16 protein-coding genes are annotated in these 13,811 nt (G+C 66.4%); 3 read left to right on the top strand and 13 right to left on the bottom strand.

All coding sequences use genetic code 11. From position 1 onward, the window contains the following. Positions 1–12: 12 nt before the first annotated feature. Together BB334_RS13775 and BB334_RS13770 are read left to right on the top strand one after the other, a co-directional pair. Entirely contained in the window at positions 13–855 is an 843-nt protein-coding gene (locus tag BB334_RS13775; RefSeq protein ID WP_068809076.1) for a Tim44 domain-containing protein, read from the top strand. A 36-nt stretch (positions 856–891) separates the two neighbouring features. Beyond that, positions 892–1,488 carry a ubiquinone biosynthesis accessory factor UbiJ gene (locus BB334_RS13770; protein WP_068809075.1) on the top strand — a complete coding sequence of 199 codons (597 nt, stop codon included), beginning with the start codon at positions 892–894 and terminating at the stop codon, positions 1,486–1,488. Between the two features lie 90 nt (positions 1,489–1,578). On the opposite strand, the gene BB334_RS13765 is transcribed toward BB334_RS13770, so the two are convergent. From BB334_RS13765 to BB334_RS13725, 9 genes are read right to left on the bottom strand one after another with little or no spacing between them, the layout of a single operon-like run. Beyond that, positions 1,579–2,004, bottom strand: a complete 426-nt coding sequence (locus BB334_RS13765) for a F0F1 ATP synthase subunit epsilon (protein WP_068809074.1) — start codon at positions 2,002–2,004, stop codon at positions 1,579–1,581. Between the two features lie 53 nt (positions 2,005–2,057). Then, complete coding sequence (gene atpD / locus BB334_RS13760; protein WP_068809073.1) at positions 2,058–3,458, bottom strand: F0F1 ATP synthase subunit beta; 1,401 nt, start codon at positions 3,456–3,458, stop codon at positions 2,058–2,060. Between the two features lie 26 nt (positions 3,459–3,484). After that, entirely contained in the window at positions 3,485–4,354 is an 870-nt protein-coding gene (gene atpG, locus BB334_RS13755) for a F0F1 ATP synthase subunit gamma (protein WP_068809072.1), read from the bottom strand. 21 nt (positions 4,355–4,375) lie between these two features. After that, entirely contained in the window at positions 4,376–5,914 is a 1,539-nt protein-coding gene (atpA, locus tag BB334_RS13750; protein WP_068809071.1) for a F0F1 ATP synthase subunit alpha, read from the bottom strand. A gap of 12 nt (positions 5,915–5,926) precedes the next feature. Continuing rightward, the gene (locus tag BB334_RS13745) at positions 5,927–6,460 is read right to left on the bottom strand and encodes a F0F1 ATP synthase subunit delta (protein ID WP_068809070.1); all 534 of its coding nucleotides are present in this window, start codon (positions 6,458–6,460) and stop codon (positions 5,927–5,929) included. A 3-nt stretch (positions 6,461–6,463) separates the two neighbouring features. Next, positions 6,464–6,937, bottom strand: a complete 474-nt coding sequence (locus BB334_RS13740; RefSeq protein ID WP_068809069.1) for a F0F1 ATP synthase subunit B — start codon at positions 6,935–6,937, stop codon at positions 6,464–6,466. Positions 6,938–6,968: 31 nt separating this feature from the next. Beyond that, complete coding sequence (gene atpE / locus BB334_RS13735; protein ID WP_068809068.1) at positions 6,969–7,217, bottom strand: F0F1 ATP synthase subunit C; 249 nt, start codon at positions 7,215–7,217, stop codon at positions 6,969–6,971. Positions 7,218–7,269: 52 nt separating this feature from the next. After that, positions 7,270–8,121: a F0F1 ATP synthase subunit A gene (gene atpB / locus BB334_RS13730; protein WP_068809067.1), complete on the bottom strand. Its 852-nt coding sequence runs from the start codon at positions 8,119–8,121 to the stop codon at positions 7,270–7,272. Positions 8,122–8,123: 2 nt separating this feature from the next. After that, a complete protein-coding gene (locus BB334_RS13725; RefSeq protein ID WP_068809066.1) occupies positions 8,124–8,465 on the bottom strand; it encodes an ATP synthase subunit I in 342 nt (113 codons plus the stop codon). Between the two features lie 124 nt (positions 8,466–8,589). On the opposite strand from BB334_RS13725, the gene BB334_RS13720 reads away from it, so the two are divergent. Continuing rightward, positions 8,590–9,909, top strand: coding sequence for an MFS transporter (locus tag BB334_RS13720; protein ID WP_068809065.1), 1,320 nt, complete (start codon positions 8,590–8,592; stop codon positions 9,907–9,909). Here the strand turns inward: BB334_RS13720 and BB334_RS13715 are convergent. The 4 genes from BB334_RS13715 to mnmG all read right to left on the bottom strand — a co-directional run. Beyond that, complete coding sequence (locus tag BB334_RS13715; RefSeq protein WP_068809064.1) at positions 9,906–10,760, bottom strand: ParB/RepB/Spo0J family partition protein; 855 nt, start codon at positions 10,758–10,760, stop codon at positions 9,906–9,908. The genes BB334_RS13720 and BB334_RS13715 overlap by 4 nt on opposite strands. Before the next feature lie 14 nt (positions 10,761–10,774). After that, positions 10,775–11,545: a ParA family protein gene (locus BB334_RS13710; RefSeq protein ID WP_068809063.1), complete on the bottom strand. Its 771-nt coding sequence runs from the start codon at positions 11,543–11,545 to the stop codon at positions 10,775–10,777. Between the two features lie 114 nt (positions 11,546–11,659). Further along, positions 11,660–12,316, bottom strand: coding sequence for a 16S rRNA (guanine(527)-N(7))-methyltransferase RsmG (gene rsmG, locus BB334_RS13705; protein WP_068809062.1), 657 nt, complete (start codon positions 12,314–12,316; stop codon positions 11,660–11,662). Further along, a partial coding sequence (mnmG, locus tag BB334_RS13700) for a tRNA uridine-5-carboxymethylaminomethyl(34) synthesis enzyme MnmG (RefSeq protein ID WP_068809466.1) occupies positions 12,313–13,811 on the bottom strand: 1,499 nt, incomplete at its 5' end. The genes mnmG and rsmG, both read right to left, overlap by 4 nt.

Here is a 13,811-nt window from a genome sequence, read left to right as displayed (position 1 = left end):
ACCCCCCCGACCATGAAGCAATTCCTGTTTTCCCTTGCCCTGGCCGTGTTCGCCCTCGGCTTCTCGATACCGGAGGCCGAAGCCAAACGCGTCGGCGGCGGCAGCAGCTTCGGCATGAAGCGCCAGGCGACGCCCCAGCAGGCGCCGGCCGCACAGCAGACGCCGCGCCAGACCCCGGGCGCCGCCGCGGCGCAGCAGCCTCGTCGCAGCTGGATGGGTCCGCTCGCCGGCCTCGCCGCCGGCCTCGGCCTCGCCGCGCTCTTCTCCCACCTCGGCCTCGGCGAGGAAATGGGTTCGCTGCTGCTGATCGCGCTGCTGGTGTTCGGCGCCTTCATGCTGTTCCGCATGCTGTCACGCCGCGCCCAGGCCGGACAGCAACCGGGCTCGCTGCAGTACGCGAGCAATGCGCCTGGGGCCGGCGCGAGTGCACGTCCGCCGATGCCGGTCGGAGGCGCGGGCGCTTCGCCCGCCCGTCCGGCCGCCTTCGCCGACTTCGACCGCGATGGCTTCGCACGCCAGGCCAAGCTCAACTTCATCCGCCTCCAGGCCGCCAACGACACTGGCAACCTCGACGACCTGCGCGAGTTCACCACGCCCGAAGTGTTCGCCGAGCTAAAGATGCAGCTCAGCGAGCGGGGTGCCGCCGAACAGCGCACCGACGTCGTCGAGCTCAACGCCGAAGTCATCGACGTCGCGGAGGAGGACGGCCGCTACATCGTCAGCGTGCGCTTCAACGGCTTGCTGCGCGAGGAGGCCGGTGCCGCGCCGAATCCCTTCGACGAAGTCTGGCACCTCACCAAGCCGGTGTCCGGCACCGGCGGCTGGCTGGTCGCCGGCATCCAGCAGCGCGATTGAACCTCAGGGGCGGCTGCGGCCGCCCCGCCTTTTCCGATGCTTTCCTCCACCTTTCTTTCTGCCACCAACCACCTGCTTGCCCAGGCGGGCTGGGCACGCCAGCGCCTGATGGCGCATGCCGGACGCACCGCGCGCCTCGAACTCGCGCCTGTCGGCAGCATCGATTTCTCCGTATCGGCAGACGGCTACCTTGCCGCGTGGACGGGCGAGGACCCGCCCGACGTGGTTCTTCGTCTGCCGCTCGCCACCCTGCCCAAGGGCCTCGCCGAAGGCATGGAAGCGGTGATGCGCGAGGTGCGGATCGAGGGCAACGCCGAATTCGCCGATGCGCTCGGCTTTGTCTTCCGCAATCTGCGCTGGGATCTCGAGGAAGACCTGTCGCGCCTCGTCGGCGACATCGCCGCCCATCGCCTGGTCGATGGCGGCCGACGCTTCGGGGCCGCGGGACGCGAAACGCTCGAGCGCTTCGGCGGCAACTTGGTCGAGTACCTCACCGAGGAGCAGCCGCTGCTGCTGCCCCGCCCCCTGCTCGCCGAGCTGGCGGCCGAGGCCGCCGCCTTGCGCGACGCGGTGGGACGGCTCGACAAGCGGATCGCTCGCGTCGAGCGCGGACGTGCCGCACGGCGCGGCTGAGGCCCCTCCCCCGAACCGAAGTCGAAAAAAAAGCAGCCCGTCGGGCTGCTTTTTCATTTCGCCTGCCGCGCAAGGCGCGGCAGGGCGCGATCAGTGCGTACGCCGACGCAGCTTCTGGATGGCCGCGAGCTGAGCGATCGCTTCCATCAGCTCGGCCTGGGCCTTCGCGTAGTCGAGGCGGGCGGACTGGTTGGCAAGCGCCTCTTCGGCCTTCTTCTTGGCCTCGAGCGCCTTCGCCTCGTCGAGATCCTTGCCGCGGATCGCGGTGTCGGCGAGAACCGTCACCAGCTCCGGCTGCACCTCGAGCAGGCCGCCGGCGACGAACACGAGCTCCTCTTCCGCCTGATTCGGCAGCTTCAGCCGCACGGCGCCCGGCTTGATCCGGGTCATCAGCGGCATGTGGCCGGGCAGGATGCCGAGCTCGCCCGACTCACCGGGCAGTACGACGAACTCGGCCAGCCCGGAAAAGATCTGCTCTTCCGCACTGACGATGTCTACATGAACCGTCATGGCCATACTGTGTCCTTTTCAAAACCGCACGGCACCGGAGTGCCGCGCGGGTGGGCGGATTACTGCAGCTTCTTGGCTTTCTCGATGGCTTCGTCGATGTTGCCGACCATGTAGAACGCCTGCTCGGGCAGGTGGTCGAGCTCGCCGCTGACGATCGCCTTGAAGCCGGCGATGGTGTCCTTCAGCGTGACGTACTTGCCGGGGGAGCCGGTGAACACTTCCGCGACGTGGAAGGGCTGCGACAGGAAGCGCTGGATCTTACGCGCCCGGGCCACCGCGAGCTTGTCTTCCGGCGACAGCTCGTCCATGCCCAGAATCGCGATGATGTCGCGCAGCTCCTTGTACTTCTGCAGCGTGATCTGCACCTGGCGCGCCACGTTGTAGTGCTCCTCGCCGACGATCAGCGGATCGAGCTGGCGCGAGGTCGAGTCGAGCGGGTCGACCGCAGGGTAGATACCCAGCGCGGCGATGTCACGCGACAGCACGACGGTGGAGTCGAGGTGCAGGAAGGTCGTGGCAGGCGACGGGTCGGTAAGGTCGTCCGCCGGCACATACACGGCCTGGATGGAGGTGATCGAGCCCACCTTGGTCGAGGTGATGCGCTCCTGCAGGCGGCCCATTTCTTCCGCCAGCGTCGGCTGGTAGCCCACCGCGGACGGCATCCGGCCGAGCAGCGCGGACACTTCGGTACCGGCCAGGGTGTAGCGGTAGATGTTGTCGACGAAGAACAGGATGTCGCGGCCTTCGTCGCGGAAACGCTCCGCCATCGTGAGGCCGGTCAGCGCCACGCGCAGACGGTTGCCCGGGGGTTCGTTCATCTGACCGAACACCATCGCGACCTTGTCGAGCACGTTGGAGTCCTTCATCTCGTGGTAGAAGTCGTTACCCTCACGAGTACGCTCACCCACGCCGGCGAACACCGACAGACCCGCGTGCTGCTTCGCGATGTTGTTGATCAGCTCCATCATGTTCACGGTCTTGCCGACACCGGCGCCACCGAACAGGCCGACCTTGCCGCCCTTCGCGAACGGGCAGATCAGGTCGATGACCTTGATGCCGGTCTCGAGCAGTTCCACCGAGGGCGACAGCTCGTCGAACTTCGGCGCCTTCTGGTGAATGGCGCGCAGCTCGTCCGTTTCGATCGGGCCGGCGTCGTCGATCGGGCGACCCAGCACGTCCATGATGCGGCCGAGCGTGCCCATGCCGACCGGCACGGAGATCTGCGCACCGGTGTTGGCAACCTTCATCCCGCGGCGCAGGCCGTCGGAAGAGCCCATCGCAATCGTACGCACCACGCCATCGCCGAGCTGCTGCTGGACCTCGAAGGTCAGGTTTGCTTCGGCGAAGGAGTCAGCAACGTCCTCGAGCTTCAGGGCGTCATACACCTTGGGCATCGAATCACGCGGGAACTGGATGTCCACCACGGCGCCGATGCACTGAACGATCGTACCTTGACTCATCGTCATTTCCTTAAATCAATAATCCGTTACACCGCGGCGGCGCCGCCGACGATTTCCGACAGTTCCTTCGTGATCGCTGCCTGGCGGGTCTTGTTGTAGACCAGCTGCAGTTCCCCGATCACGTTCTTGGCATTGTCGGACGCGGCCTTCATCGCCACCATGCGCGCGCTTTGTTCGGAAGCCATGTTCTCGGCCACGGCCTGATAGAGCAACGCTTCGACGTAACGAACGAGCAGTTCGTCGATCACCACCTGGGGCTCGGGCTCGTACAGGTAGTCCCACGCGTGTTCCGGGGTGCCCATGCGCTCGCCCGACAGCGGCAGCAACTGCTCCAGCACGGGCTCCTGCTTCATCGTGTTGATGAAGCGGGTGTAGGCCACGTAGACCGCGTCGATCTCGTCGTTCTGATAGGCGTCCAGCATGACCTTGACCGGACCGATCAGCTTTTCCAGATGCGGGGTGTCACCCAGCTGGGTGACGTTCGACACCACCTTCGCGCCCATCCGCTGCATGAAGCCGAGGCCCTTGTTGCCGATCGCGCAGGCACGGATCTCGCTCACGCCAGAGGCATCCCATTCCTTCATCGCGTTGAGCGCGATGCGCTGAATGTTGGTGTTGAGACCACCGCACAAGCCCTTGTCCGTCGTCACCAGGACCAGGCCGATACGCTTGACCTGGTCCTTCTGGACGAGAAAGGGATGAACGTAATCGCTGACGCTGGCCTGGGACAGATTCGCGGCGAGCCGACGGATCTTTTCGGCGAACGGACGAGCCGCGCGCATCCGCTCCTGCGCCTTACGCATCTTGGACGCGGCCACCATTTCCATGGCCTTCGTGATCTTGCGCGTGTTCTGCACGCTCTTGATCTTGGTACGGATTTCCTTGCCGCTAGCCATATTCCGTCTCCCTCGCCCTGCTTAGGCCCAGGTCTTCTTGAAGTCGGCGATCGCGGCAGCCAGGGTCTTCTCGCCTTCGGCGTCGAGTTCCTTCTTGTCCAGGATCGTCGAGACCAGGGCAGCATTCTGAGTCTTGACGAACTGCAGCAGCCCGGCTTCGAAGGGCAGAACGCTGCTGACCTCGACGTCGTCGAAGTAGCCGTTATTCACCGCGTACAGGACAACAGCCATCTCGGCGATCGACATCGGCGAATACTGCGCCTGCTTCATCAGCTCGGTGACGCGGCGGCCGCGCTCGAGCTGCTTGCGGGTGGCGTCGTCGAGATCCGAGGCGAACTGGGCGAAGGCGGCGAGCTCGCGGTACTGCGCGAGGTCGGTACGGATACCGCCGGACAGCTTCTTGATGACCTTGGTCTGGGCCGCGCCACCGACGCGGGACACCGAGATACCGGCGTTGATCGCGGGGCGGATACCGGCGTTGAAGAGGTCGGTCTCGAGGAAGATCTGGCCGTCGGTAATCGAGATCACGTTCGTCGGAACGAAGGCGGACACGTCGCCGGCCTGGGTCTCGATGATCGGCAGCGCCGTCAGCGAGCCGGTCTTGCCTTTCACTTCGCCGTTGGTGAACTTCTCGACGTAGTCCTCGTTCACGCGCGCGGCGCGCTCGAGCAGGCGGGAGTGCAGGTAGAACACGTCACCCGGATAGGCTTCACGGCCCGGCGGACGACGCAGCAGCAGCGAAACCTGGCGGTAGGCCCAGGCCTGCTTGGTGAGGTCGTCATAGACGATGAGCGCGTCCATCCCGCGGTCGCGGAAGTACTCACCCATGGTGCAGCCCGCGTAGGCGGACAGATACTGCATCGCGGCGGACTCGGACGCGGTGGCGGCGACGACGATGGTGTACTCCATCGCGCCGTTCTCTTCCAGCTTGCGCACGACGTTGGCGACGGTCGAGGCCTTCTGGCCGATGGCCACGTACACGCAGTACATGTCCTGGCCCTTCTGGTTGATGATCGCGTCGACCGCGACGGCGGTCTTGCCGGTCTGGCGGTCGCCGATGATCAGCTCACGCTGGCCGCGGCCGATCGGCACCATCGAGTCGACCGACTTCAGACCGGTCTGCACCGGCTGCGAAACCGACTGGCGCGCGATGACGCCCGGAGCGACCTTCTCGATCTTGTCGGTCAGCTTGGCGTTGATCGGGCCCTTGCCGTCGATCGGCTGACCGAGCGCGTTCACGACCCGACCGATCAGTTCGGGACCGACCGGCACTTCGAGAATGCGGCCGGTGGCCTTGACGGTATCGCCTTCGGTGATGTGCTCGTATTCACCGAGAACCACCGCACCCACGGAGTCACGCTCGAGGTTCAGCGCGAGACCGAAGGTGTTGCCGGGGAACTCCAGCATTTCACCCTGCATGACGCCGGCGAGGCCGTGAATGCGGGTGATGCCGTCGGTGACCGAGACCACCGTGCCCTCGTTGCGCGACGAAGCGGCGAGCTGCAGGTTCTGGATCCGGCTCTTAATCAGTTCACTGATTTCAGAGGGGTTGAGTTGCATGAAGGTATGCTCCTAGTTCTTAAGCGCAGCGGCCATGTTCGCGAGCTTGCCGCGGACCGAGGCGTCGATCACTTCGTCACCGACGGCGATGCGGACCCCACCGATCAGTTGGGGGTCAACGCTGACCTTGACACTGAGCTTGGCCTTGAAACGTTGTTCCAGGTCGGCCTTCAGCGTCGCCAGCATGGCATCGTCGAGTGGGAAGGCGGAGGCGATGTCGGCCTCCAGGACACCTTCGTGTTCGTTCTTCAGTGCGACGAACTGGTCACGGATCTCTGGAAGCACTTGCAGACGGTCGTTGTCCACCAGGACACGTACGAAGTTCTGCTGCTCGGTGTTCAACTCCCCGGCGACGTCCACCATCAGCTTCGTGAGCCTTTCGGACGACAGATTCGGATCGCTGAAGCACGCCTGCATGTCGGGATCGGCCGCCACGAGGGCGAGCCGATCCAGCACTTCCGACCAAGGCCCCAGCGCACCGGCCCCGCGGGCCAGCTCGAAGGCGGCATCCGCATAGGGGCGCGCGATGGTGACGTTCTCGGCCATGACTTATTGCAGTTCCTGTTTCAGGTTGGCAAGCAGTTCGCTGTGCGTCTTCACGTTGATCTCGCGACGCAGGATCTTCTCGGCGCCGGCCACGGCAAGCTGTGCCACTTGCTCGCGAAGCGCTTCCTTGGCGCGCTGGGCAGCGACACCGGCCTCGTCTTCGGCGGCCTCTCGCGCGGCGGCGATGATGCGGGCGGCTTCGGCACGGGCTTCGTCGATCAGTTTGCTCGCCTGGCCTTCGGCCGAGGCGCGCACGTCGCCAGCGGATTCGCGGGCCTTGCGCAGCTCATCGACGACCTTCTTCTCGGCGAGGGCCAGATCGGTCTTGGCCTTGTCCGCAGCTGCCAGCCCGTCCGCGATCTTGCTCGCGCGCTCGTCGAGCGCCTTCACGATGGGTGGCCACACGAACTTCATCGTGAACCACGCCAGAATGAAGAACACAACGAGCTGGGCTATCAGGGTTGCGTTCAGATTCACGGTGTTCGCTCCTTAACTGTTCAGGAGCCGATTACTGGATCACGAACGGGTTGGCGAAGGCGAACATCATGGCGATACCGACACCAATCAGGAACGCAGCGTCGATCAGACCGGCAAGCAGGAACATCTTGGTCTGGAGGGCGTTCATCAGCTCGGGCTGGCGAGCCGACGCTTCGAGATACTTGGAACCCATGATCGCGATACCGATACATGCGCCGATGGCACCCAGACCGACGATCAGACCGGCGGACAGCGCGACGAGACCCAGAACGTTTTCCATGACAACTCCTTGGTTTGAGAATAGAAAGTTAAACCGATGCTACGACTGAAAATCAGTGCCCTTCGTGTGCCTGGCCGATATACACCAGCGTCAGCATCATGAAGATGAATGCCTGCAGGGTGATGATCAGGATATGGAAGATCGCCCACACGGTCCCCGCGACGACGTGTCCGAGGAAGCCGAACACGGTGGCGGTGCCGCCAAGCAGCGCGATCAGGATGAAGATCATCTCGCCGGCGTACATGTTGCCGAACAGTCGCATCCCGTGCGAGATCGTCTTGGCGAGGAACTCGATGATCTGCATCAGGAAATTGACCGGATAGAGCAGCGGATGGCTGCCGAAGGGGGCGGTGAAGAGCTCATGCACCCAGCCGCCGAGGCCCTTGATCTTGATGTTGTAATAGAAGCAAAGAAGCAGTACGCCAATCGAGAAGCCGAGGGTGGTCGAAAGATCGGCGGTCGGCACCACGCGCATGTAGGCGTGGGCGGGATCCCCGCCGCCGGCGGCATACATGCCCTCCCAGATGCGCGGCAGCAGATCGACCGGCAGCAGGTCCATCGCGTTGAGAAGGAAGATCCACACGAACACGGTGAGGGCGAGCGGCGCGACGAACTTGCGCGACTCGGCGCTATGCACCACGCCGCGCGCCTGCTCGGCCACCATCTCGACGAGCATCTCGACGAAGCCCTGGAAACGGCCGGGCACGCCGGAGGACGCCTTGCGGGCACCGAGCCACAACAGGAAGACGGTGAGCATCCCAAGAACGACCGAATAGAAGATCGAGTCGTAGTTGATGACACTCCAGTCGACGACGTTCGTCTGTGCGTGACCGGTGTTGTTGAGGTGCGTCAGGTGATGAACGACGTACTCGGATGAGGTGGGGGCGTGCCCTTCTGTAGCCATGGTCAGGTCTTTACCAAAAATGCAAACAAGTTCGCCTTAAGCGCCAGGATCAGGCCGATCAACAGGCCGCCCCAGTGGACGTCCGGATACAGGACCAGAAACAGCACCAACATTCCCACGATCGCGACGAGCTTGATCAGCTCGCCGGCGACGAAGGCGGTCACGCTCGCCGTACCGATGCGCCGCGAGATCCACGCCAGCAGCCAAGCGAACAACACGCTCGGCAATACCACCGCCAACCCGCCCCACGCTGCCGACAGTCCGCCCCGCAGCCCGAAAAAAACGGCCGAGATGGCCGCTGCGAGGAGCGTGGCGACGAGTTGCAGAAGGACCGCCTTGAGCATCGAATCCCGCGTTACCCAGCCGCCCCGAACGACGACCGCCCCAAAATTTCGCGAATACTAGGGGTTAACCGCAGGGAAGTCAAACGAGGTTGCAGCGCAGCATAAACGCACTACATACTCTCGCATGCCCATCGACTATCCTCTCGCGCGCCCGCCGGACTCCACTACCTCGCAGCAGTGGCGAGGACGGCGCTTCACACCACTTTTCGTTACACAATTTCTCGGCGCCTTCAACGATAACGCATTCAAGAGCGCCCTGCTCATTTTGATTGCTTATGGGGTACTGAAGGCGGGGACGCTTTCGCCCGCGCTGCTTGTCAACCTGTGCGCCGCCCTGTTCATCCTGCCCTTCGTGCTGTTCTCGGCGGCTGCCGGGCGGCTCGCCGACAGCGCGGACAAGGCGGCGATCGCGCGTGCCACGAAGCTGCTCGAGTTCGCGGTGATGGCGCTCGGCGCGCTCGGCTTCATGCTTGGCAGCGTCGCCGTGCTGCTGCTCGCGCTGTTCCTGATGGGCCTGCAATCGACCCTGTTCGGCCCGGTGAAATATGCCCTGCTACCGCAGCATCTGGGGGTGGACGAGCTGATGCGCGCCAACGGCTGGATCGAGGCGGGCACCTTCGTGGCGATCCTGCTCGGCACCGTCGCGGGCGGTCTGATGGCCGCCGGCGGCGACGCCGCCCGCCTGCCGCTCGGGCTCGCCTGCATGACGATCGCCGCCGCCGGCTACCTTGCGAGCCGCTGGATCCCGCCCGCGCCGCCGGCCACGCCGGGCCGACCCAGCTTTGGCCGGCCGCTCGCCGATACGGGGGCCATCCTGCGCCTGGCCCGCAGTGAGCGCGGCCCCTGGCTCGCGCTGCTGGCAATCTCGTGGTTCTGGTTCGTCGGCGCGACCTTCCTGACCCTGCTGCCGGTCTACACCCGCGATACGCTCGGCGGCGACGAAGCGGTGGTGACGCTGCTGCTCGGGGTGTTCACCGTCGGCGTCGGCCTCGGCGCCTTCCTCGCGGCACGCTGGTGTCGCGGCGAGGCGCGACCGGCGCCGGTGATCGCGGGCGCGGCGGGCATCACGCTTGCCGGGCTCGACCTGTGGGCGGGCAGCCCCTCGACGCCCGGCACCGCGGTGGGGGTCACCGTCTTCCTCGCCGATCCCGCGAGCTTGCGTGTGGTGTTCGACTGCGCGCTGGTCAGCGTCGCGGGCGGCCTGTTCTCGCTGCCGCTCTACACCCATTTGCAGCAGCGCTGCCCGCTCGAGCGCCTGGGGCGGATGATCGCTGCGCTGAACGTGGTCAACGCAGGCTTCATGGTGGCTGCGGCCGGCTTCGCTGCCGCCCTGCTCGCGGCCGGCGCCGGGGTGCCGGAAGTCTGGCTCGCGACCGCGCTGCTCAACCTCGCGGTGGCGGGGACGATCGGCCTGCGCTGGCGGCGGACGCAGCGCGCCGCTTAGTCGCGCAGGCGGCCGAGCAGGCCGTCGAGCTGGTCGAGGCTGCCGAAGCGGATCGTGACTTCGCCGGCCCCCTTCTTGTTGGCCTTGATCTTCACGGTGGCGCCGATGCTGTCCGCGATCTCCTCCTGCAGCCGCAGCAGGTCGCGGTCGGCCGGCACCGTCGCGCGTTTCGGGCGCGGGTTCAGGACCTGTTGCACGAGGCGCTCGGTCTCGCGCACCGAGCACTGGCGCGCGGCGACCAGGTTGGCGAGCTGGATCTGGTTGGCGCCGTCGAGCGGCAGCAGGGCGCGCGCGTGGCCCATGTCGATGTCGCCCGCCATCAGCAGTTCCTGCACCGGGCTGGCGAGGTTCAGCAGGCGCAGCAGGTTGGATGCGGCCGGCCGCGAGCGGCCCACCGAATCGGCCGCCTGCTGATGGGTCATGCCGAACTCGTCGATCAGGCGCTGGATTCCGCTGGCCTCCTCGAGCGGGTTGAGGTCCTCGCGCTGGATGTTCTCGATCAGCGACATCGCCAGCGCGGCTTCGTCGGGGATCTCCCGCACCAGGCAAGGGACCTCGTCGAGGCCGGCGATCTGCGCCGCGCGCCAGCGTCGCTCGCCGGCGATGATCTCATGCTCGCCGCCGCCGAGCGGACGCACGAGGATCGGCTGCATCACCCCCTGGGCCTTGATCGAGGCGGCCAGCTCCTCGAGCGAACCGGGGTCCATGCGGGTGCGCGGCTGGTACTTGCCGGGCCGCAGAGCGTCGGTCGCCAGGGCCTGCAGCTCGCCCTTGTCCTGGTCTTCATCAGTGTTGCCGGCGAGCAGGGCGTCGAGGCCGCGGCCGAGCCCCTTCAGTCTGGGTTTGGTCATGGCAGTCGGAATTCTCACAGCGCCTTCATGCGCTCGATCATTTCAGTTGCGAAGGCCATGTAGGCCTGCGCCCCCTTGGCGCCGCGGTCGAACACGATCCCCGGCATGCCGTGGCTGGGCGCCTCCGCCAGGCGCACGTTGCGCGGGACGATGGCGCGGAACACCTTGTCGCCGAAATGCGCCTCGAGCTGTGCCGACACCTGCTGCTGCAGCGTCATGCGCGGATCGAACATCACCCGCAGCAGACCGATGATCTTGAGTTCGCGATTGAGGTTGGCGTGCACCTTCTTGATCGTGTTGACCAGGTCGGACAGCCCCTCCAGCGCGTAGTACTCGCACTGCATCGGAATGATGACGCCGTGGGCGGCGCACAGGCCGTTCAGCGTCAGCATCGACAGCGAGGGCGGACAGTCGATGAGGACGAAATCGTAGTCCTGATCGAAGGACTTGAACGCGTCGCGCAGGCGGTTCTCGCGGCGCTCGAGGTCGACCAGCTCGACTTCGGCGCCGGCGAGGTCGCGGTTGGCCGGCAACACGTCGTAGCCGCCGGTCTCGGAGACGACGCGCACCTCGTCCAGCCCCGCCAGGCCCACCAGCAGGTGGTACACCGATCGCTCCAGGCCGCGCTTGTCGATGCCGCTGCCCATCGTGGCGTTCCCCTGCGGGTCGAGATCGATCAGCAGGGTACGCTGGCCGGCCTGATGCAGCGCGGCGGCGAGGTTGACGCAGGTGGTGGTCTTGCCGACCCCGCCCTTCTGGTTGGCGACGCAGAAAATCTTGGCCATGTTCGAGTCAGGCATATTCCATATGCAATCGGGCACGCAGTGTGCGAGACCCGGAGTGTACTTCAATGCGGCAGCGCAGCAGGCGAGCTGCCGCATTCGCCGCGCGAATCGCCATCATGCGCTGCGACGGATGACGAGCAGGTGACGCTCGGCGTCCAGCCCCGGCACCCGCAGCGCATGGCTGGCGCCGAGGGTCCAGCCGGGGGGCAGGGCTGCGATCTCCTCGGTGGGGAAAACGCCCTTCATCGCGTAAAGCGAGCCGTCGGCCGCGACCAGATGGCCGGCGACCCGGACGAAATCGGCGAGGCTGCTGAAGGCGCGCGAGACGACCGCGTCGGCCGCGCCGCCCGGCAGTTCGGCGGCGGACAAGGTTTCGACGCGGCGGTTGAACACCGCGAGGTTGCCGAGCTCGAGCTCGATGCGCGCCTGCTGCTGGAAGCTCGCCTTCTTGTTGACCGTTTCCACCGAGCTCACCAGCAGACCGCTGCGCACGATCGCCAGCGGGATACCCGGCAGGCCGCCGCCCGAGCCGATGTCGGCGAGCCGCTGCGCCTGCTGCAGGTGGGGCAGCACCGCGAGTGAATCGAGCAGGTGGTGGGTGATCAGCTCGCGCGGCTCGCGGATCGCGGTGAGGTTGTAGACCCGGTTCCACTTCAGCAGCAACTCGCCGAAGGCGAGCAGGCGGTCGACCGTTTCCTGCGGCAGCACCAGGCCGAGCGCGGCGATGCCTTCGGCGAGCTCGGCGGCATGGGGGGCAAGCCGGCCGCTCATGCCGACCTCCGCCCCGCGCCAGCGCGCGTGGCGAGCTCGCGCCGCTTGAGCCACACCAGCAGCAGCGAGATCGCCGCCGGCGTCACGCCCTGGATGCGGCTCGCCTGGCCGATCGTCTCCGGCCGGTGCAGCGCCAGCTTCTGCTGCACTTCGCGCGACAGGCCGCGCACCTCGGCGTAGTCGAGATCGGCCGGCAGCCGCGTGGCCTCGGCCTGCAGCTGGCGCACCACCTCGTCCTGCTGGCGATCGATGTAACCCTGATACTTGGCGACGATCTCGATCTGCTCGATGACCTGGGGGTCTGACTCGCGTTCTTCCGGCGCCCCGGGCAGGCTCATCAGCGACGCGTAGCTCGTCTCCGGCCGGCGCAGCAGCTCGAAGTAGCGCTGCTCGCGCTCGAGCGCCTTGCCGAGCACGCGCTGCTGGTCTTCCGCCGCGATCGCCTCCGGGCGCGCCCACGCCGCCCTGAGCTGCGCCGTGCCGCGCTCGATCGCCTCGCGCTTGGCGCAGAAGGCGGCCCAGCGCAGGTCATCGACCAGGCCGAGTTCGCGACCCTTCTCGGTCAGGCGCAGGTCGGCGTTGTCCTCGCGCAGCTGCAGGCGATACTCGGCCCGCGAGGTGAACATGCGGTAGGGCTCGGCGACGCCGCGCGTGATGAGGTCGTCGACCAGCACGCCGAGGTAGGCCTCGTCGCGGCGCGGGCACCAGGGCTCGCGGCCCTGCACCTGCAGCGCGGCATTGGCGCCGGCGAGCAGACCCTGGGCGGCGGCCTCCTCGTAGCCGGTGGTGCCGTTGATCTGGCCGGCGAAGAACAGGCCGGCGATGGTCTTGGTCTCGAGCGAGGCCTTCAGGTTGCGCGGGTCGAAGTAGTCGTACTCGATCGCGTAGCCGGGACGCAGGATGTGCGCGTTCTCCAGGCCGCGGATCGAACGCACGAGCTCGAGCTGGACGTCGAAGGGGAGCGAGGTCGAGATCCCGTTCGGGTAGATTTCGTGGGTCTCGAGGCCTTCCGGCTCGAGGAAGACGTTGTGGCTGTCCTTGTCGGCGAAGCGGTGGATCTTGTCCTCGATCGACGGGCAGTAGCGCGGCCCCACCCCCTCGATGACGCCCGAGTACATCGGCGAACGGTCGAGGTTGGCGCGGATGATGTCGTGGGTGCGCGCGTTGGTGTGCGTGATCCAGCACGGCAGCTGGCGCGGATGCTGGGCGGCGCTGCCGAGGAAGCTGAACACCGGCGCCGGGTCGTCGCCCGGCTGCGCCTGCATCACCGAGAAGTCGATGCTGCGCGCGTCGATCCGGGGCGGCGTACCGGTCTTCAGCCGGCCCTGCGGCAGGGCGAGTTCCTTGAGGCGGGCGGCGAGCGAGATCGCCGGCGGATCGCCCGCGCGCCCGGCGGAGTAGTTCTGCATCCCCACGTGCACCAGGCCGTTGAGGAAGGTGCCGGCGGTCAGCACCACCGTCGGCGCTTCGAAGCGCAGGCCGATCTGGGTGACGA

Source organism: Thauera phenolivorans, assembly GCF_001696715.1.
Lineage (GTDB): Bacteria > Pseudomonadota > Gammaproteobacteria > Burkholderiales > Rhodocyclaceae > Thauera > Thauera phenolivorans.
This window is presented reverse-complemented; position numbering and strand designations above follow the sequence as displayed.